Below are 21508 nucleotides of genomic sequence, written 5' to 3'. Positions count from 1 at the left end.
TTTTCATTGAAAATGCCTCTATACTACTACCGCGCTCCGCTTGCTGGCCTCATCTTTGGTGTTGAAGTCGTAAGACTTCAACACCAAAGATGAGGTATATGTTCTCCCATAAACATTTTACTCTAACTCCTTACAGTGAAACAAACTCTTCTACATCTTTCACACAAAGGGCAATAGCATCCTCCCAGAAGTCTGGTTTTGTAAGGTCTACATTTAAATGCTTCATTGCTAAATCTTCTACGTTCATCCGTCCAGTATCACGTAATAATGCTATATAATCATCTTCAAAGCTCTTATCACTTTTTGTAGCATGAGCATAGATCCCTAGACTAAATAAATAACCAAATGTATAAGGGAAGTTGTAAAAAGGTGTTCCCGTAATATGGAAGTGTAATTTGGATGACCAGAAATTCGGATCATATTCGCTTAACGCTTCACAATATGCTTCTTTTTGCGCTTCGATCATTAATTCATTTAATCTATTAACGGAGACCATTCCTTGTTTACGTTCTTCATAGAATCTAGTTTCAAACAAGAATCTAGCATGGATATTCATAAAGAAAGCAATGCTGCGCTGTAATTTATCTTCCAGTAACTCTAACCTTTCTTGCTTATCTTTTGCACTTTTCACTGTAGCATCTGCTACAATCATTTCTGCAAAAGTGGATGCCGTCTCCGCTACATTCATAGCATACCTTTGATTCATACCATGTATATCATTCATGACATGTTGATGGTATGCATGGCCAAGCTCGTGTGCAAGAGTAGAGATATTGGATGTAGTGCCTGAATATGTCATAAACACTCGTGTTTGTTGACTATCTGGGAAGCTAGTGCAGAATCCACCAGGACGTTTACCGGCACGGTCCTCCGCCTCAATCCAGCGTTTCTCAAAAGTCATCTTAGCAAAATCTGCCATTTTAGGACTAAACTTATTAAAGTTCTCTATAATAAAATTTGCAGCCTCTGTATATGGTACTTTCTTAACTGTTTTTGCGATAGGGGCACTAATATCATAAATACTTAGTTTATCTTTACCAAGAAGTTCCGCCTTCTTATTTAAGTACTTTACAAAATGCTTTTTATTTCTTGAAATGGCATTCCACATAACATCTAACGTTTCACGCTTCATTCTATTTATTTTAAGCGGTTCTTTCAAAACATCTTCCCAACCACGATGTTTATATGTTTGTAATCGAAATCCAGCTAAATGATTTAGTGTTTGTGCAAATAAATCTGTATTGTCTTCCCAAGCTTTACTAATCTGCTTAAAGACATATTTTCGGAATTCTGGGTCTGGGTTACTTAATTTATTGGCTGCTTGTCCAACGGAATAGGATTTCATTTCTCCATTTTCTTCAATTTGTACTAACATTTTGCCTACGATAACTTCATACATTTGTCCCCAAGCATTATAACCATCAACCGCCAAATCATTAATTAGCACTTCTTGTTCCTTTGGAAGCATCTCTTTTGCTTGTGATCTTGTTTCATCCAGTACAAAAGCTACCTCTTGTAATGATGTATGCTGTAGTATTTCTCCCCATTCTGAATCTGGAATAGAGGCAAGTTTTTGATTTAATGTAGTATGTATCGTCCCCATCTTCGCCCCTAAATCACTGCGTTTTGCGACTAGTAGGTTAGCGTTAGTATCCTTCACATTCTGTGCACTTAAACAACTAATAAATGCAAAGGACTCCCGAAGCTTTTTCATCGTTTTTTCCAGTTTTGCTACTATATTAGCTAACTCATCAGCTATTCCCTGACTTTCCGGGTTAAATGCTTGAACAATTGTCGTTAACTCTTTCATTTCATCTTCTACTGTCTTCAGGTAGGATTGAAACTCCTTTGACTCACTTCCACCGGGAAAGATTACATCTAAATCCCATGTTTTCTCGTATTCTCTTACTTCTTGCATCAAACCTCTCCTTTATAAAAAATTTCAACTAATTAATATATTAACAATAAGTTATTCATTTTTCACTAGAAATATTTTGGAAACCGAAATATTTTATAATGGAAATAAATTGCATGAAATAAAAACCTAATAATTCTGTAAAGATATCCTGCTCCAGAAATATAATGATGAATCATACAAGATTTGGTAATCATTATTCGCAAATAGTTTACGAGGTTCTCCCCATCCCTTACCTAATCACCAATTTCAGATATATTTCTAGAGCCGATTATAGTACTTCCTTTTGAGATGACTTTATCTCCTGACAAAGTATTAGTTATTATCGATTGGAAATGGTCGCACCTGTATTTGGATGTGCATAAATTTGCACTCTTCCAAAATCCCTTGTTTCAATAATATATACATGAGCTTGTGTGCTTCCTAATATTTCATACGTTAAACCACCGAATTTCCCTGGATTTAAAAAACCTACCTCATTCCCTTTTACTGGAGATACCTCTAATGGATAGACTCGCCAGGAATTTATACTTGATGGTAAGTGTAGGTACTTATGGGTGGAGGTATTCGTGTTATTACCTCGATGTAAATATCTTCCAGTTCGTCCGTTAGTTGGCGTTATACTCGCACCTGTACTTGGGTGACCGTATATCTTTACTTTTCCAAAATCATTCGTTTCAATCGTGTAAACATGTTCTTGTGGTATATCTAAAATTTTATAGGTTAGTCCACTGAATTTTGCAGGATTTAAATAACCTTTCTCATTCCCTTTTACTGGAGCAGCATTTAAAGGGTATACTCGCCAAGAATTTTCTGAAGCTGGTAGGTGAATATAATTACCAATTTCCTCACTTGATTCACCGGTCGTACCAGGTCCTGCTAAGTTATTATTCTCAGTAGGAGGAGAGATAATGGGAATCGTAACATCATCTATCTCGCCTTTAGGCCTTCTATACGCAATCCCCACATGTTGACAGAAAGCCCTAACAACTGCTTCAGCATAAGCTAAATGATTATTCCGTAGTTGTTCAATATCATCTCCTGGTGAATCCGCAAATCCATATTCAATAATATTAGTAATAACCGTCGCCGTTTCTCGAATGATAAAGTAATAATCTTTACTTGCGTTACCTGGCAATGTTCTCGTGAAAACTCGCCGTATATTTTGTCCTTCTCTCTTTAATTCCTGTGCGATTCGCTCGGCCATTTCTTTCCCATCATAAATCGAATGAATGACCTCAGCACCATCCCCTCCCCCGGCATTTATATGATTAGAATGACAATATTTCGCCCCACTATTTCGAACAATCCTTGTTCTTTCATCAGGATCCAATGTTTTATCAATGCTCCTTGTCATCGCCACAGGTACACCGAGCTCCTTATAGCGATTATATTGATATAAAGAAATTTTCAATATTAGATCTTTTTCCTTCCAATAACGATTAGTCCCTCCACCTGGATCGATTCCCCCATGTCCTGGATCAATAATTAAGATCGGTTTTGCCATTTAAATTTCCTCTCCTTTGCGTTGATTAATCCTTTTTCTCGTAATACATCCCTCTGCTGTAGCCCTTTCTTTGTAATATAGTTATTTTTAAACCATGTATTTAGTGCCGTTACTGTAGTAAAAAGTGAAGAAATAAGAAGCTCTAATGTCTCACTATCAATTGGAAGAGGCGACTTGCCAAAAATAACAAGAAGCTGATTAATTAATGCAACAAACAATAATACAGTTCGAATTACTGTGCCTTTATCCATCCGTTCATACCTCCCTTCGTTAGCTTACTTTATTATTTTCATCTGTAAGTTAATTCGTCACGGCGATTAACGTTATCAATGTATTTCTACTTCTAAAATCGAAGGATTTTGAAAAAAGGAGGCAAAAGGAAGATTTTTTTACATAAATTTATCTTTAATTAATAATATTTTAATTAAAGTATATTGACTTTGAATGTTTATACAGCTATAATAAGTTACGTAAAGTAAGTAATGGATTAAATATTATTATCGGAGGGGAATTAATCATGACAAAAGCAGTGTGGAATGTTGACAAAAGCCATAGCACATTAGAATTTTCAGTTAAACACATGATGATCTCAAAAGTAAAAGGAGCTTTTACCGACTTTGATGCCACAGTAGAAGCAGACCCTACAGATTTAACCGATGCTACAATCGAATTTACTGTAAATTTGAATAGTATTGATACACGTAATGAAGATCGAGACAATCACCTTCGCTCCAATGATTTCTTTGATATTGAAACTCATCCTAAGATGACATTTGTTGCTACAGATATTAAGAAAAAATCAGATGATGAATATGATGTCACAGGTGACCTTTCCATCCGTGGTGTTACGAATCCAGTAACATTTGAGGTTGAAATGGAAGGAGTTCATAAGGATCCATGGGGAAATGAAGTAGCAGGATTCAGCGGATCTACAAAAATAAACCGAAAAGATTTTGGTTTAGTATGGAATACCGCACTTGAAACTGGTGGAGTTCTTGTAGGTGAAGAAGTTAAAATTAATATTGAAATTGAAGCACACAAACAAGCTTAATTAATTTAGGGATTGTCTCTCCAATGCTCGGAGGACAGTCCCTTTAATTAATTTTTACCTCTTCCGATGAAAAGATTCGAATTACCATTTTTCCATCTATAGCTTTTGCCCGTATTAATATTGGGTGACTATACTCATTTTTAAATATAAAATCTGGCCCCCACCAACTTACGGTTGCATCTTTTCCTGGTAGAACATACGGAACCTTCCGACTATGGGAATACCTTTCTACAAACCGGATACCTTCTAGATTTACAGCATTAAATAAAGTGGACGATACTTGGCAGATCCCTCCACCAATGTCTTCCGATAATTCTCCTTTAACAATTACTGGTGCACGTTTGTAACCTTTTTCTACCGTACGCTTACCAACCACCTTGTTAAAAGAAAACTCTTCGCCAGGAAATACAACCGTATTATTGATTGCTTCAGCTGCTAAATAAATATTGTGCGAACGTTCTTTGTTACCTGTTCGATAATACGTTATATAATTTCCAATTTCTTTAGAACGAATATCCGATAATAATTCACTATCCACCTTTGGATAAATCTTTCGTTTCGGTACCTTCATTTCAAACGATACGTCGCTATAGAAGAATTGATAAAAGAAACGAATAAATCCTTCCCGATCTAACGTATACCCATGTTTTTCTGGAACAATAGTCCAAGAATCATCTAATGAAGCATTAATTGGAGGTACATATACCTGTTCCTCCAGACGATCCATTAAGGCATATAATTTATCCCTATCCATAAATATAGAATCCATGTAACGATAGGTGAAATCATCACGAATAATTTTCTCTTTCACATCTGTATCGGAAATAATTAGATTATTGGCTGAGATACTATCGGTAAAAACCATAATAAAGATAACCCCTAATAAAAGGACTCTTTTCACCGTGTCACCTCCTATTTTCTATTATTCGATATACTTGCTATTTCATGTATAAAAAACCACCCTACTGCCTAATAGTAAGGTGGATATGTTTATCTAAAGTCTCGATTATCTTCCATTTTACGACTAGTAACGATATAGCCAATCATTGTTGCAATGCCAATCACTAACCATTTTCCTATTCTTCGCATGACACACACCTCTTCTTACAGAATTAGAACGGACGAAATTTTCCTTTTTTCAATAATAACTTTGGTCCACCTAGTAAAAATAAATATCGATCATCCACAACTTTTTTCATTGTTGCAGCCGATTTACCATATAATTTTGTCCCATTCAGTATGGTCCCAACGGCATCTGTTACACCTAAACTTGCAACAGTCCCTTTATCACTAAATACAAATTCCTCCAAAGGCTCCTGATACATTAAAGCTCTGATATTTTGAGCACAGGTTGTTGCATGCTGCATGGCCGCTTGTGCTGTAGGCGGATATGGACGATTTTCTGCTTTATTCATTACCCATGCACAATCTCCAAGAATAAAAATGTTATCATATCCTGGTGCACGCAAATCACCATTTACAGTTACTTTTCCTTTCGTTAGTTCAAAGCCTGACTTATCTAAGATGGAGTTTCCTTTTACACCACCAGTCCATACAATGGTGCCAGCTTTAATCAGTTCGTTAGTTTCACCTACAATAAATCCTTCTGCAGTACATTCGTTAATTTTGGTTCCTTCCATTATTTCCGCACCGCGTTCTTGTAATGACTTTTTAGCATACGCTACTAAATCATGATCAAATCCAGGTAAAATAGTAGGTGCCGCTTCCACATTGATTATTTTTACCTTACCCCGATCAATGTCATACTTTTTACAAAGCTTAGGAATCTTCTCCACAAGCTCCCCTACAAATTCTATTCCAGTAAAACCGCCTCCACCTACTAATATCGCAAGGCTAGCTTCATCCATCGTCGTATCACTATGGTATCTTGCAAATTGATATTCAATATGCTCTCGAATTAATTGACAGGATTCAAAATTCTCAATAAAGAAGGCATGTTTATCCATCCCATTTATGCCGAATGTGTTAGATTCATATCCTAATGCGACAACTAAATAGTCATAGGTTAGTTCACTGTTTTCCATCAGGACCCGTTGATTGTCCTTATCTATTTCCACTACCGTATCATAAATTAACCGAACTCGATTAGGACTAATAATATCACGAATCATGATACGAACTTGATTAGGATTGATGGTACCTGCTGCCAGTTCATGCAGCCAAGTAGTTTGATAATGATAATTATGTTTATTAACTAATACAATCTCTGCTTCTTCAGGAGATAAATTCTTTACTAACTTCTTTGTTGTCATCATTCCCGCATATCCAGCACCTAGGACTACGATTCTTGGTTTTGCTTGCATATGTATTCACCCTTTTCTTTAATTTAGCTATGTTCGATACAATAAGACACACATACATAGTATTATGTATAAAGTGCCAATTATATCCATAGCTTTACTAACTTCATAAAAGATGGTTATTTTTTGTTAGACTAGCATATATATGGGATAGGGGGGATAGGTACATGCCACTTGAAACATTTCATGATCTTTCTGCTGATACCATAAATTTGCTTAAAGAAGCGATTAAGAAGAAGAAAAACAAGAATCGTTATGAAACATTACGAAACACCTCTCTTATAGGTGCTCTTATACTTTTATTGTTCCTCTTTATGATGCTCTACCTTTCAGACTTTGCCTATGTCGCAGATCCTTTTAGAACATTTGCTAGCATTCTCTCCAATCCATTTTACTTAATCATGATTGGATTACTATCGATATCATTGGCTTATTATAACTACTATCAAAAGAAGTTAAAAAAAGAGAAAGAAAAATTAAATAAAGTACGTTCTGAAGTAATGGATCACCTAAACGATTCTAATAACTTAAACCTACAAGATAAAGGTGCTGCTATTAAAGAAATGATGAAAAGAGAATATGATATCAATCTTTATGTCAAAAACAAATAAGCGCCTATGTAGAATTGGCTATGGTAATACACTACGAATATATTTTTATACCCATAACCAGATTCAAGAACCTATCTTCAATACTACTGAAGAAATATCCATAATGGTCGTTCCCGGGTAATAGAAATCGATAATTTCTCGATATGTTTTTCCTTGTTCTCCCATATAATGAGCCCCCCATTGGCTCATTCCAACACCATGGCCAAATCCTCTACCTTTCATTGTATAGGCAGACTTATGTTGCTCTAGGGAATCAATCAAATAGCTCTTAAACACAGTTCCTCCTATCATAGGACGAATTTGATTAAGATTAACATCGTTTAAACTCATCTGTTCAAACAAGATTAATCCTTCAAGCAATTGCCGCATGAAGATTACACTAATCGATCCAGTAACGCTTCTACCAGAAGCAAGTTTATCACCATTTAGTTCAAACTGATCAATCTCTAGGATTTTTATCTTACCAGGATAACCATTACGGTTTAGCCAGCTTTTGAGGGAATTAGCAATTTCTTCATCTTTTTCAACCGTTGTATCCCACCATGCTGGATTCGAAAAATCGATTGCTTCATAATCAATTTGCGTTTTCTGTAATGTAAACTCCCATGGATGGGTAGGATCGTATGGATCATCCTTAATTGGAAAATAGCGCATAGAATCGCCACCCCATACGTTAGCATTGTTTTCTGTTTTCCCACCATTACTAGCAGAATAAAACGTTTCGATTAATCGATTATCATAAGTAACAACTTCTCCCTCGGTCTCTTCAACAGCCTGTGTTGTACTCGTATCCCATTCGTAGCCACCATATACTTGAAAACGAATTGTATCGTCAATTACTTGTTCTAGTTTCGAAACGGCATAAGTTCTAGCTGCTAAGGTTTGCGCCTTTAGCGTTTCTAGTCCCCAAGAAGAAAATACTTCGAACGGGACAACCCCTTTCAAGTAATCTTCTAATGGTAATTGATTAACGGGACGTATATTCTTCTTATCCTCAATTAAAAACTCCATGGCACCAAGATACGGTCTATCATTAATATATATAATATGATCCATATCATAGGTTTGTGGAACGAGGATAAATCCCACTCCTATTCTTTGCTCTTTTTCCCCTTTTTGTTTTAAAAATAACTCCCCTTTCCTAGACTGTAGTGTATAGTTCACCCCTTTTTGTAGTTTTAATGTAGGATCTAACGTAAAAAACTCCCCTTCTACTTTAATGTTTAATTCATCGGTATTCCCTATATAGTTTACAAGCTTCACCGTCACCATATGTTCCGCACTAATTTTAACAGGAACCATTAAACAAAATACAATGATGAATAAAAGGGTAATATGTCTCATATGGATATTTTTTCAACTAGGAGAAGAATTATACATATGAAAAATAGATTGACTATCCGTACATTATTGTGTAATATCTAGTTAAGTTCATACGGTTACCTTTAAATCAGTCCTGTGAGACTGGCAAGGTGTAAAGACAGTTTAGCTGTCTATCATAATAGTAGAAATGGTCTACCCATTTCTATATTCTTATGCATAGAAGCACCTTAGCCTAATCCGGCCAAGGTGCTTTTCTTTTTATCTCTTACCTGGTAACTGTAGAGCTAATGAAACAAGGGAGAGATTCTATATGGCAAAATTCGATGAAATTCAAGTTGATCAACGGCTACCTTTCTTTCAAAGTCTACCGTTAAGCTTTCAGCATTTATTCGCTATGTTTGGATCGACTGTATTAGTACCAATCCTATTCGAGGTTAATCCTGCTACTATTCTACTAATGAATGGTATAGGAACATTGTTATACATTTTTATCACAAAAGGAAAAATTCCAGCATATTTAGGATCGAGCTTTGCATTTTTAGCTCCTGTCGGGATTGTAATAAGCCAATTCGGTTATGGGTATGCACTTGGTGGGTTCTTAGTTGTAGGGATTATCCTGACCTTAGTAGGGTTACTTGTAAAGGTTGCAGGTACCAAATGGATTGATGTTTTATTTCCACCAGCAGCTATGGGGGCAATAGTAGCCGTTATTGGACTAGAACTAGTGCCAGTTGCAGCTGCAGATGCTGGATTAATTGGAGAGAACCTAAATCCGACAACGATTATTGTTTCTTTATTAACTTTAGGAATTACAGTAATTGGATGGGTAACCTTCCGAGGATTCTTTAAGATTATTCCAATACTAATTGGGTTTATAGCTGGATACATTATTGCTTACTTCTTTGGATTGGTTGATCTAGAACCAGTAAAAAACGCTCCATGGATTGCGATGCCAGAGTTATACACGATGCAATTTGATTGGTCTGCTATATTAATTATTATACCTGCAGCACTAGTATTAATTCCGGAACATATTGGGCATTTATTCGTAACATCTAATATTGTTCAGAAAGATTTAGCTAAAAATCCTGGTCTGGATCGCTCATTCATCGGAAATGGTGTATCTACGATTTTATCCAGTTTTGTAGGCTCTACTCCAAACACAACGTACGGGGAAAACATTGGTGTACTAGCAATTACTAGAGTATACTCAACTTGGATAATTGGCGGAGCAGCTGTAATTGCTATCTTACTTTCCTTTGTAGGAAAATTAGCCGCACTTATCTCCTCTATTCCAGGGGCTGTTCTTGGAGGAATTTCTCTACTATTGTTCGGTATTATCGCCGCTAGTGGGATTCGAATGTTAGTAGAAGCAAAAGTAGATTATAGTAAATCCCAAAACTTAATTCTAACTTGTGTAATTTTAGTTATCGGTATAAGTGGCGCCACGATTCAAATCGGTCAAGTCGGACTTTCCGGAATGGGACTTGCTACTATAGTTGGAATTCTATTAAGCATACTATTTAAGTTATTTGATATGCTAAAATTATCTAATGAATAAGAGATACGTAAGAGCTAGATATACTTCCTCAGAATAAAATAAAGAGGTTAGGACTGAAGTAAAAATGTTATAAGGAAGAATCCGAACCACCTTTACTGGTTCGGATTCTTCCTTATTATTACCCCTTATGTCTCATCTCTATTTACTTTTCAAACTCCATTTTCCAAGCGTAATAATCTTTGTCTGGATTTTTTTCATAGCTTAAATAAGCGTTAAATTTCTTCCCTTGTTTACTCGTTAATCCTTTAACATAGGCTTTTTTATTCTTTAAGATATTCTTTACCATTGTCTTGGTAGGTTTTTTTCGTAATGCCTGTAAGTATTTATCGTTTTTCCATATGACAAACTTACACCCTTTTTTCCAATTACTACATCCAAAGCCTTTCCTACCTTCAATAATGTTTCCACCACAATTCGGGCAAGTCCCAAGTATTTCATGACTAGGTTTCGCTACATTGCTTTTCACCTCATGAATCGTGACTTCCTGATCTACCTTAATTATTTCAACTGATTCTGTCGTAAATTTATAAATCGTTTCAAGGAATGCGGTTTTAGGAACAATACCCTTTTGAATGTCAGAAAGTGTCTTTTCTAGTCTTCCAGTAAATTCAAGGTCAAACAATGACTTTACTGGTAGCGTTTCTACTAATTTCCTTCCAAGCTCTGTACTGATAAGATTTTTACCTTGTGTAGAAATATAGCCTACATCTTTTAGTTTTTTTATCGTTTCTGCTCTTGTAGCAGGGGTACCTATGCTAAAACCGGTTAAAATACTACCAACTATTTCTTCGTCGTCCTCATCATACCCTTTACCACAAGTTTCCATCACACGTAGAAGCGTTTTTTCTGTATGAGGCTTAGGTGGTTTCGTAACATGCGTTGTCACATCGGATTCAGCTACCTCCACCAATTCATCTTTCTCAACTAATGGTAGCAGCTTATCTTTCGAATTAATGCTCTCTACCTTCTTCCAGCCCTCTTCAAGTTGCACCTTCCCTTTAGATTCAAAAATCCCGTTTAACTCGACATCCTTAATCTTCGTAATTAACCTTGTTTCTTCGTACACTGCTATCGGCATAAACTGCATAATAAAACGATTCTTAATTGCAGTATATATAATTTGTTCATCTGCTGTTAACCGCTTCGGTTTCATATATGTCGGAATGATTGCACTATGGCTTTCCACCTTGGCATTATTAAACACCCGTTTTGTTTTCATAAATTTAATTTCATCTTTATATGGCAGCTCTTCTGCTAGTGTTTTGAGAACTCTAGCAGTTTTACCGACTAAACTTTCCTCTAATGCTGTACTAGATGTTCTCGGATAGGTAATAAATTTCTTCTCATACAAGGACTGAGCAACTTTTAATACTTTATCTGAAGTCCATCCCTTATATTTATTCGTAATATACCCTTGCAAGTTAGATAGATTAAATAGAAAAGGTGGAAATTCTTTTTTCTTTTCTACCTTTTTGTGAGTAATAACCGCTTCTTTTTGTTGGATTTGTTGATTTACAATTTCAAGTGCTTCCTTTTGCTTAAACTTCTCTCCTGATTCTTCTACATATGTACCCTCGTACAACTCATTATTATTCGTTTTAAATGTCGCTACTAACTTAAAATAATCTTCTGGGACAAAGTTCTCTATTTCTTTATCACGATCATATATAATCTTTAAGGTAGGTAGTAAGACACGACCAATATTAAGTGCCTTTCCTCTTCCTTTTTGATATTTCAGCGTTGCAACAGAGGTTAAGTTAATTCCAATCAACCAATCTGCCCATTGTCTGCTAACTCCTGCATCTTGAAGAGGACGTAATTCATCATTTGGTTGTAGTGATTCAAGGCCACGTAGGACCTCATCCTTCGTCCATTCATTAAGTAATAATCGGGATACAGGCTTATTTAATCGAGCCCGGTAAATAATACTATCTCCAATCAATTGCCCTTCCCGATCAAAATCACATGCGGATATAATTTCCACTACATCTTTTCTTTTCATCAATTGATGAATAATAGCTAATTGCTTCTTTGCCCCTTGGTCTGCCCATTGTCTATTTTTCGGATTGCTCTTTACTTTGTACTCAAATTTAGTCGGAATAAACGGGAAATGTTCCATTTTCCATCTAGCCATTTTACTATCATAGTCTTTCGCATCATAGAGCTGTAATAAATGACCAAATGCCCAAGTAATAATATAATCATTACCTTCATAGTAGCCGTCTCTTTTACCTTTAATCCCTAGAGCATCGGCTATATTCTTTGCTACGGAGGGTTTTTCTGCGAGAATTAATTTCAAACTTACACCTACTTTCATTTTTGAAGCATATAGGAAGGGAATCAGATAAGTATTCGGAGGATAAAAGATGGGTGAATCTATTATACTAATAAATAGCGGAAATGTTAACAGAGAAAATAGAATATGGAACACTCACTTTTTTGCAAATAAAGGGTATACTTGTAGAAAATAGTTTAAGGAAAGGAGCAATGAATATGTTAGCTACTATCGAAAAACAATCCAATGAATTTTTAGTAACATTTCAACGCCACTTAAAACATTCAAAAATGGATGTATGGGAAATGCTTACCAACAATGAACGGTTAGCTCTTTGGTTTGATGAGTTACAGGTTATTAAGCTGGGAAAAGGGGGATATTTGCACTTTGATATGGGAGATGGAACATTTCAACGAATAGATATAATCGACTTCGAGGAATATGAAATACTAGAATTTACTTGGGATGACAATTTCGTCCGGTTTGAACTATTAGAAGAGTCTGATGGGTGTAATTTAGTACTAATTGAAAGAATTACAGAAATTACGGAGCATACTGCAAAAGACATAGCTGGATGGCATGTATGTTTAAATGTTATCCAATCTATCTTAGACAATGAAAGAATTAATTCTCGAAAAGAACAATGGGAATATTGGTATGAAAAGTACACTAAAGCTCTAAATTCCTACTTATAAATGGAAGTAAAAAAAGCAAAACAATCAAGAAGAAGGGATTGTTTTGCTTTTTTCCGTAATAATAAATTCTACTAATCGGTCAATGATTTGTGGCCCATCTTCTTCATCAAGAAGATTATTCAGCATTATAGAGAAAACCAATTCTTCCCCTTGACGAGTCGTCAAATAGCCTGATAGGGTACTAACCCCCATTATGGTTCCTGTTTTTGCAACAACTGGTAACCCATACATTCTATCATGTAATGTTCCACCGATCATTCGGTCACCATTACCAGCCACCGGCAGAGATCGGTAGAAACTAGTAAACCAGTTTCTATCCTGTATACGACATAACAAATCAGTTATGACATTAGCTGGAATTAACGTAACGTGTGAAATTCCAGATCCATCTCGAATTACTAGTTTGCTTGGATCTATTCCTATATCTTCTAAATAGTTATTTAATACTTCTAAACCACTTTCCCAACTACCCTCTCCTCTTTTTACCTTTCCTAATTCCTTAATGATAATCTCACCATGCCCATTATTACTAAGCTTCATAAAAGGTATAGCTAATTCTCTTAAGGAAATAGAATTCCTAACAAAAAGTTGCCTAGCGTCTTTCGATGTCTCACCCCGCTTTAACTGACCAGTATAATTTATCCCTACCTGTTTCAATGAGCGAGAAAAAATTTCTAAAGCATACTCTGAAGGTTCCCAAACGGAGACCCATTTATTTATCGTTGCAGAATATTTAGGGATAGTCCCTTCTAATACAACATTATTATTCCCGTGTTGACGTGTAACCGTAATATCAGCCTCTTCCTCACTGCCAATCTCTACGGTAACTACCTTGTTTGTTATAGTTATGTATTTCGTGTAAGGATTCAATACAATCTCTGGTCTATCTCCTACATTATCCCCTGGTATTATCGTCAGCATTACCGTACCTGAATCATAATCCTCATTTGGTGAAACAGTTAAGGCTGATACTTGGGCACCATAGTATTGATGTTCATCATTCCAATTTAGATCCTGAGATAATCGAACTGCATCATACCATGTATCGTCACCAATGATATTGCCGTTTATTTCTTTAATCCCATATCCTAGTAATACCTTAGCTAATTTTTCAAAATCAGCTTGTAACAAAGTTGGATCCCCTTTACCTTTTATATACAAATTACCATCTAATCGATCTCCAACAATATCACCATCCACCCATAATTCAGTTGGAAAAACATAGTCTTCTCCTAACACCTCTAATCCTGCTGCACAAGTAAATAGTTTCATATTGGATGCTGGGTGCAATCGAGTATTACCCATATGCTCATATAACAATTGTCCAGTTTCTCTCGAACGAATACTGACCCCTACTAACGCTCCTTCCAGCTTGGGTTCAAGTTTTACTAATTCTTCAAATCTAGTCCATTTCATGTCCATTTCTCTACCCCCTTTTATCATTTCCATTAAGACTTCTTATTTAAATCCAATTCACTCTACCCTATATTTAAATAGAAAAATTTAGGAAAAGTTTCCTAAAAAACAGCAAAACTAAGCCATTTTTTATATATTTTCATATTTTGTTGAATATTGTCACTATTATATAGTATTTTATCCCTTTTTTGATTATAATGAAAGCCGTGGAGGTGAAAAAATGGGAATTAATTTGGGAAAGTCAATTAAAATCAATCGATTACGAGCAAATATGACACAAGCAGATTTAGCGAATGGAATCATTTCTGTATCCTATTTATCTAAAATAGAGAATGGTACGGCTGAGCCAACAAATGAAATAATGCAGCTATTAAGAGAAAAACTGAATCTTTATCAGGCTAATTTAGAGGACCAAATTACAAATCAAACTATTATTAAATGGTTTCTACATTTACTCCGCTCTCATAAAGAAGAAGCGATCAGACTATATGATCAAATCAACTTTGCTTTACCTAATGGAATCGATAAGCAACTGCTTTCATTAATAGATATCCATAAGCTCTGCTATTATGTTCTAGTTAATAATTTGGAATCAGCCGGACAACTTCTCATCTCCCTTCATAAAAGCTCCAAGAAATTCAATGACATAGAAAAATACTATTATTATAAATTTGCAGGAAACTATTACTATAAGCATCTTGCTTATAAAAAATCCCTTGCGTTCTATCAAAAAGCTGAAAACCTGCTTAATCCCGAGCTGTTCCATCAAGATGAGGAAACCCATAATCTATATTACTTAATTGCCTTAGCAGCTAGTAAAAATAGGCAGACCCATTTATGTTTACATTATTCTAATAAAGCATTACGTTTTTACCAGAAAAATTATCAATTAAAGGAATGTGCAGAATGTCATATTTTATTGGGAATTTCTTATCAAAGAATTAGGGAGTTAGAAAATGCTAAAGCCAGTTATAGTTCTGCTATCAACATTGCTAATAAAATTGACGACAGAGAGATATTAAAACTTTCCTACCAAAATATTGGATCTTTGTTTTCTGATTGGAAAAAACCTAAAGAAGCAATTACTAATTACCTCGAAAGTTATGAACTTCGTAAAGAAGACCCTGTTGATATTAAAATTGTTCCAATCTCTAGTCTAATGAAAGAGTACTTTGAATTAAAGGATCTTCATAACGCTAAAATTTGGCTTGAGCTAGGATTAGATTTAACAAAATCATTGAGTCCTCTAAAGTCTACCTATGTTTACGAATTTACAGCATATAATTATTTAATTAATGGTCTAGATAGCTCTTTTGAAAATCTAGTCAATAACGAAATCATTCCTTTTTTAGAGGATAAAGAATTATTGTATGAAAAAGTATTTTATCTAAAGCTTCTTGCAAAATACTATAAAGATAATAGAAAATACAAGCTATCATCCAGCACTTATGAAGAAGCATTAAATATATTATCTAAAATTACTTGTACTTGAAAGGGGGTGAAAATATGAAAAAGACGATTAGTACATTCCTACTATTATCATTTTTGTTTCTTTCCGGAACCCTTTTGGCTATTGGCTTCTCTGTAGTAATAGATTCAAATGTAACATACGCAAATGACGAAGAGCCAATACCTCCATGGGCTACAAAACCATAAATTAAAAAAAGATGTGTATATTTCCTTGCCTTTAAAAGATAAAAATTTGGAGAAATATACTCTCTATACTAGATTTTCTTTTTTCTTTATATCATACTTAATTCTTAGGAAAGGCAAGGAAAATATCCACATTTGATGTAAAGCTTGCAAGCACCCATTTTCTAGCTGTTTCATGTTAAATTGTTCTTCTAAAGGTAGCTTCATATTGCTCTTTCCAATGGTCAAGTAAATTCCAGCATCAGAGTCCTTAGACATCCTTTTACTTGTTAAACAAAGATCACTTCCCTGCGGCTGGAGAGCCAAAATCCCTGTCATAGTAGTTCTTGGTAATGGTAACGCTATATTCATATATCGTGCACCTGATGTTTCATGCTCCGAGTACAAAGCAACAAAAACGGTTTCATTATTTATCTTACGAACCCACGCTCGAACATTCTCTCGACCATCCTTCGAATCCTCTACATCGATAATTCGTCCAGTCATTTCTATTTGCTTTTTACTTAATGGTAAATTAATTTGTTTCATTACCCGACTTATCAACTTATATATAGCTGCAAACGGTAGGAACCATCTACTCCATTTCACTTCAGCATAAAGTTCATAGTCATTGGTATTTTCATAGAAATCTCTTATATTATTGGCCATACTATCACATTCCACTGTAAAAAACGTTTCCATGCTGTCTACCAATCCGTTATGAACATAGTCGCCTCTTTTATCTTCTAAGATTTTTTCACCGATAATACACTTTCCTTTAATCTGACTTACCGGGAAAAACATTTTCGTTACTCTTGACTTTGGTATATCTAACGACCAGCCAATTAAACCAATAAAAGCAAAAAGTACCGCATTGATTAATCCATGGGACTCAATCATACGATCAATCCCAAGGGAATATAGACCAGAGAAATTTCCAAATGCATAGATTAATGAAAACAAAATGGATATGCCCAATGACCCAAAGGAAAGACGAATCAATACTCGTTGGATACGGTTGCTAATCGTAGCTTTTATACTTAAGTATATACTAATATAGATGCCAACAATGTATAATATAACCGATAATACTTCTATGAAAACGGAAAAGGTTATTCCGAATGCAACTACCCAAGGAGAGATAATAATAATCATCCCGGCAAAAATAAACAACCTATTCCTATTAATCATTCTACCAAGTAACCCCAGGAAAACAGGGAATAAAAATGCTGAATAATGAAAGTGGATACTCGTTAACCAAGTAATCATTGGCGAAAACCCTATATCCAGCTTTACTTGATAAGCAAAAAACCAAGCACCACCGGTGGCTAAATAGATAAACCCAATATCAATCAAAAATTCCTCAAAGTGAATAAATCCTCTACTTACAAAGCGCATAATCCCGCCAATAGCAAGTAAACAAGTAAATAGTAGATAAATAGAAGAAAACAGAAAAATAAGGATTGGATTCTGAACAAAGTATAAAAAGAATACGGCAATAGAAGACAGAAGAACTGTATATGGTAGCAATCTACCAAACACTTGATTAAAATCCTCCCGAAGCAAGTACAGTATCGACGGGACAAAAATTAGTTGCGCTACCGTTAATAAAGTTAAATACCAGCCGGAACTTTGTGATAATAGGATCACCAGCAATAATAGTATATTTAAAAGTATCAGATTACCTATCCTCATCTTCCTTAAACACTCCCTCATAGGAAAAAACCCGTCCTATAATTGGATTTTTTACTTTAACATCAATTGTATACAATGCCTTTTCATCACAATAGCCTTCCCGTACAGTAGCTATCCCTTGTAGCATTTTTGGCAACTGAATTTCTAGTTTCCCTATTATTAGACGTTGTTTGTTGGATTGAATTAATAATCCACCATCCGCTTCGACATGAAAGATCAGGTCTGAATACAACCGTGATGGTTCTCCTAAATAGTCATTAATAATAGGTAGTTTAGAGTCTAATTTCATCAAGGCATTAAAGTATCGATATTGATTTTCAAATTGAAATATTCTTTCCCAGTGAATTTGTTCCTCTCCATTTGTTCCTATCCTTGGCGAGTTTTTTATTAAAAACGGAATATTTTCTCCTGATTCCGGGAAAAGAAGCTTCCATCTTACCCCGAATCGAAAAAGCGGATAAAGCCATTTAGGACCTCCTTTTACCGTTTTCATTATCCCTGTTCCCCGAAATACTCGTTTCCCCATCGATCGATAACGGTATTGGAGCATGGGATGTAATTTTTCAAATTGATCTTCTAGCACTTTTTCATATATAGACATCCTAACTTCCCCTAACGTTTTCGTTTACAATTTCGTGCAGTTGGAACATCCTTACTAATTACTATCCCAATAATGGATAATACAAATAAAGCTAGATTAAATGTTAATGGGTTAAAGGGTTGAACTAAATATTCCACATTTGAAATGATCGCACCTAGCATCAATATGGGAAAAAGAATAGCTTGAATGTAGAATAACCTTCTCTTATAAGGATAGAAAATCCATATGATGCCTATAAGAACTTCTATAACACCTGCAGTTAATACGATTAATTCCCCCTGCTTCATGGTTAAAGGGAGTGTATTCGTTACCATCATTATTTCCTCTGGATGCATAGCAACGAGCTTCGGGACAATTCCATGGTATAACCAAATAAACATAAAAAAGATGGATAACATGACATGACTAAAGAAACGGATAAATTGTGAAGCAGGAGTCTCTTCTTTCTCCATCCATCGTTTTAACACATCAAAGCTAAGAGCTGTCGCCCACCCCATTAAAGGCCGAAATAGAAAGTGATCGATAAACCTACCAACTTTTCCAAAACTAGGTTCATAGTTATATTGCGTTAAAAATTGTAAAGTTTGATCTTGCTGATTTGGTATGTACTTCCAATAGCCTCTACCTTCTTTTATTATCGATATTTTCTGATTGGTGCCAAAATGAAGTGAAGAGGTCCGCGAACCATCCTCTGCATGAAAGCTTCCAACACTTTTTCCCCAGCCTTGCACAGAGATTCCAAAGCCTATATTCGTCTTGTATAAGAACTCCTGTGGTTTTCCTTCTTCTTTTGGCATATATGTAATTTCGGAAAACCGTAAATCCCATTGCTGATGCAACCCTGGATCCTGTGTTGCTTTCCAGACCTTATCCATATCGGCCTCGATAGTCGTCTCTACATATATTGGCTTACTCCTCACGGCTACCTCCCCCTTTTTAGTCCTTCTTTTGGTTCAGTTTACCATAAAGAAAGAGTTGTAGGAAAATTCCCTACAACTCCCTCTTTATTTACTAAGTCTTTTCTTTTCGTTTAATAGCTCTTGAAATTGCCTTTCTAATTCTGGATCAGGATTAATACTTAGCCTACTTAAGACGTCCGCAAGCTTCGTTTCAATAATCATCAAATCCTGTTCCTTTTCATCCAATGTCTTTGGTTGATAATGCATATACGAATTGTAATTCCCCTCGAATAACTTCATTTCTTGATTTTCAATCGCTATAATTTTATCCGCAACTTTTTCAATAAATCGCCTATCATGGGACACAAAGATGATGGTACCTCTATATTCTCTTAATAAAGATTCCAATGCCTCTACAGCTGTAATATCTAAGAAATTAGTTGGTTCGTCTAGAACTATTGTATTTATGTCACTTAGAAATATTTTGGCAAAGGCAACCTTTACTCTTTCTCCTCCACTTAAAACGTTTACTTGCTTATAAACATCATCTTGAAAGAAATGTAATCTCGCCAAAACTGTTCGTATGAGCGTTTCATCCTGAGATGAGGTGGTCGTAATGTTTTTTAAAATCGTTTCTTCGACATTTAGAATATCTAAGTTTTGACTAAAGTAACCCACTCTTACCGATGGAGATATTTCTATACCATTCTCCTTGGATAGTAATTTCTTGATAAATGTTGTTTTACCAACACCATTACTTCCTATAACCGCTACTTTATCACCTGCATGAAGCTGAAAGGATGTTTGGCCCCATAGCAACCTAGTTCCTACCTTTCCTTCCATTTCCTCTACACGAATAATGGCTTTCTTTCCAAGCATTTCCTCATGAATAATATCCATATTTAATGGCGGATCCTCTTTTACTTTTTCTACCTTTTCAAGCTTTTCTATTCGCGTTTTAATGGCATTAGCTGTTTTCTCTAGCTTCTTCTGTTTTTTAGCATAATATGGACTGCTTCCCATTTGATTTGCATCTGAATCGCTTTTCTTTTTAGGATTTTTCGTAGCACGAGATGCTTTTTTCTTTTTTAATTCTAAGGCAGACTCCAGTTGTCTCTTCTTTGTTATATATTGCATATATTCTTCTTGTTGTTGTTGGATTTTTAGCTCTTTTTGCTCACGATAGACCGTATAATTCCCGGGGTAGACCGTAACCTTACAGTGCTCAACCTCCCAAATCGTCGTACAAAGAGCATCTAAGAAAGCCCTATCGTGTGAAACAATCACAATTGCCCCTGTCCACCGTTTCAGTTGATGCTCTAATTTTTCAATATGCTCTTTATCTAAGTTAGTAGTTGGTTCATCTGCGAATAATAATTGTGGTTTCTTTGCGATTGCCTTATTGATATATTGCTGCGTTATCTCTCCACCACTCTTCGTTGTATTGGTATACTTCAATTGTGGTAATAATTCCAAGCTTGCTTCCGATTGAACAGTACCCTGATAGTCTAACTCGCGACCTGCCAAAATATTGACTAAGGATGTTTTACCACTGCCATTCTTTCCGACTACACCAATACAGTCACCCTGTTGTATTTGCAGATGTTGAACATTTAATATTTCTTTCCCATTCACTTCATATATAATATCCTGAGCTTCTAATAACAGCATGTTTTCACCTCTTTTTCAACTAAAAAAAGCCCCCAATTCACAATTGAATAGGAAGCTTTTCAAGCTAAAAACCATGCTAAATAAACGATTATTACCGTTGTCCGTGTTTACTAAAGCAGAGCTAATCCTATTCAATGCGTGAATAAATTGCATGCAAAAGAGAAGGCTTTTTCCCAATCTTTTAAACGTACAACTATCCAATTCACGATTTTTAAAATAGGATTAATTTAACATCTGCCCAAGTAACACCCTTTCCGCTTTTCTTACTAATACTATAAATGAATGCTTTTTTCCTGTCAACGGAGAAAAAGATGACCCGTTTGTTATGGATCATC

Annotated in this window: 18 protein-coding genes; 6 read left to right on the top strand and 12 right to left on the bottom strand. The window is 35.4% G+C overall.

Annotated elements, in window-relative coordinates; all coding sequences use genetic code 11:
- Window positions 1–130: 130 nt before the first annotated feature.
- From AAIB49_RS03920 to AAIB49_RS03910, 3 genes are all read right to left on the bottom strand, one after another.
- The gene (locus AAIB49_RS03920; protein WP_343457279.1) at window positions 131–1918 is read right to left on the bottom strand and encodes a M3 family oligoendopeptidase; all 1788 of its coding nucleotides are present in this window, start codon (window positions 1916–1918) and stop codon (window positions 131–133) included.
- Between the two features lie 319 nt (window positions 1919–2237).
- Complete coding sequence (locus AAIB49_RS03915) at window positions 2238–3422, bottom strand: N-acetylmuramoyl-L-alanine amidase family protein (protein ID WP_343457278.1); 1185 nt, start codon at window positions 3420–3422, stop codon at window positions 2238–2240.
- On the bottom strand, window positions 3404–3673 hold the full coding sequence (locus AAIB49_RS03910) for a phage holin (protein WP_343457277.1): 270 nt from the start codon (window positions 3671–3673) through the stop codon (window positions 3404–3406). Before AAIB49_RS03910 ends, AAIB49_RS03915 begins: the two co-directional genes overlap by 19 nt.
- 266 nt (window positions 3674–3939) lie before the next feature.
- Between AAIB49_RS03910 and AAIB49_RS03905 the strand changes: the two genes are divergently transcribed.
- The gene (locus AAIB49_RS03905; protein WP_339215552.1) at window positions 3940–4473 is read left to right on the top strand and encodes a YceI family protein; all 534 of its coding nucleotides are present in this window, start codon (window positions 3940–3942) and stop codon (window positions 4471–4473) included.
- Window positions 4474–4516: 43 nt separating this feature from the next.
- Here AAIB49_RS03905 and AAIB49_RS03900 read toward each other — a convergent pair whose 3' ends face one another.
- Window positions 4517–5374, bottom strand: coding sequence for a VanW family protein (locus AAIB49_RS03900; RefSeq protein ID WP_343457276.1), 858 nt, complete (start codon window positions 5372–5374; stop codon window positions 4517–4519).
- A gap of 211 nt (window positions 5375–5585) precedes the next feature.
- Complete coding sequence (locus tag AAIB49_RS03895; protein ID WP_339215555.1) at window positions 5586–6797, bottom strand: NAD(P)/FAD-dependent oxidoreductase; 1212 nt, start codon at window positions 6795–6797, stop codon at window positions 5586–5588.
- Window positions 6798–6961: 164 nt separating this feature from the next.
- Between AAIB49_RS03895 and AAIB49_RS03890 the strand changes: the two genes are divergently transcribed.
- Entirely contained in the window at window positions 6962–7405 is a 444-nt protein-coding gene (locus AAIB49_RS03890; protein WP_339215557.1) for a DUF2663 family protein, read from the top strand.
- A gap of 63 nt (window positions 7406–7468) precedes the next feature.
- Here the strand turns inward: AAIB49_RS03890 and AAIB49_RS03885 are convergent, their stop codons facing one another.
- Entirely contained in the window at window positions 7469–8707 is a 1239-nt protein-coding gene (locus AAIB49_RS03885) for a SpoIID/LytB domain-containing protein (protein ID WP_343457275.1), read from the bottom strand.
- Window positions 8708–9038: 331 nt separating this feature from the next.
- Here AAIB49_RS03885 and uraA point away from each other — a divergent pair, with 331 nt between their 5' ends.
- On the top strand, window positions 9039–10289 hold the full coding sequence (gene uraA, locus AAIB49_RS03880; RefSeq protein ID WP_339215561.1) for a uracil permease: 1251 nt from the start codon (window positions 9039–9041) through the stop codon (window positions 10287–10289).
- A gap of 142 nt (window positions 10290–10431) precedes the next feature.
- Here the strand turns inward: uraA and AAIB49_RS03875 are convergent, their stop codons facing one another.
- On the bottom strand, window positions 10432–12588 hold the full coding sequence (locus tag AAIB49_RS03875) for a type IA DNA topoisomerase (RefSeq protein ID WP_343457274.1): 2157 nt from the start codon (window positions 12586–12588) through the stop codon (window positions 10432–10434).
- Between the two features lie 194 nt (window positions 12589–12782).
- On the opposite strand from AAIB49_RS03875, the gene AAIB49_RS03870 reads away from it, so the two are divergent.
- Window positions 12783–13259 carry an SRPBCC family protein gene (locus AAIB49_RS03870; protein WP_343457273.1) on the top strand — a complete coding sequence of 159 codons (477 nt, stop codon included), beginning with the start codon at window positions 12783–12785 and terminating at the stop codon, window positions 13257–13259.
- 24 nt (window positions 13260–13283) lie between these two features.
- Here the strand turns inward: AAIB49_RS03870 and dacB are convergent, their stop codons facing one another.
- The gene (dacB, locus tag AAIB49_RS03865) at window positions 13284–14681 is read right to left on the bottom strand and encodes a D-alanyl-D-alanine carboxypeptidase/D-alanyl-D-alanine endopeptidase (protein ID WP_343457272.1); all 1398 of its coding nucleotides are present in this window, start codon (window positions 14679–14681) and stop codon (window positions 13284–13286) included.
- A 214-nt stretch (window positions 14682–14895) separates the two neighbouring features.
- On the opposite strand from dacB, the gene AAIB49_RS03860 reads away from it, so the two are divergent.
- The gene (locus AAIB49_RS03860; RefSeq protein WP_343457271.1) at window positions 14896–16167 is read left to right on the top strand and encodes a helix-turn-helix domain-containing protein; all 1272 of its coding nucleotides are present in this window, start codon (window positions 14896–14898) and stop codon (window positions 16165–16167) included.
- A 14-nt stretch (window positions 16168–16181) separates the two neighbouring features.
- Window positions 16182–16331, top strand: coding sequence for a hypothetical protein (locus AAIB49_RS03855; RefSeq protein ID WP_343457270.1), 150 nt, complete (start codon window positions 16182–16184; stop codon window positions 16329–16331).
- A gap of 63 nt (window positions 16332–16394) precedes the next feature.
- Here AAIB49_RS03855 and AAIB49_RS03850 read toward each other — a convergent pair whose 3' ends face one another.
- The 4 genes from AAIB49_RS03850 to AAIB49_RS03835 form a co-directional block, all read right to left on the bottom strand.
- Complete coding sequence (locus tag AAIB49_RS03850) at window positions 16395–18002, bottom strand: YndJ family protein (RefSeq protein WP_343457269.1); 1608 nt, start codon at window positions 18000–18002, stop codon at window positions 16395–16397.
- On the bottom strand, window positions 17989–18603 hold the full coding sequence (locus AAIB49_RS03845) for a DUF4166 domain-containing protein (protein ID WP_343457268.1): 615 nt from the start codon (window positions 18601–18603) through the stop codon (window positions 17989–17991). Before AAIB49_RS03845 ends, AAIB49_RS03850 begins: the two co-directional genes overlap by 14 nt.
- Window positions 18604–18614: 11 nt before the next feature.
- Window positions 18615–19523 (bottom strand): DoxX-like family protein, encoded by a 909-nt coding sequence (locus tag AAIB49_RS03840; RefSeq protein WP_339215574.1) that lies wholly within the window; start codon window positions 19521–19523, stop codon window positions 18615–18617.
- An 84-nt stretch (window positions 19524–19607) separates the two neighbouring features.
- Window positions 19608–21173: a Vga family ABC-F type ribosomal protection protein gene (locus AAIB49_RS03835; RefSeq protein WP_343457267.1), complete on the bottom strand. Its 1566-nt coding sequence runs from the start codon at window positions 21171–21173 to the stop codon at window positions 19608–19610.
- Window positions 21174–21508 lie beyond the last annotated feature (335 nt).

It is taken from the genome of Ornithinibacillus proteolyticus, assembly GCF_039581225.1.
GTDB classification, from domain to species: domain Bacteria; phylum Bacillota; class Bacilli; order Bacillales; family Amphibacillaceae; genus Ornithinibacillus; species Ornithinibacillus massiliensis.
The sequence above is the reverse complement of the archived record's forward strand: the minus strand, read 5'-3'. Positions and strand labels throughout refer to the sequence as shown.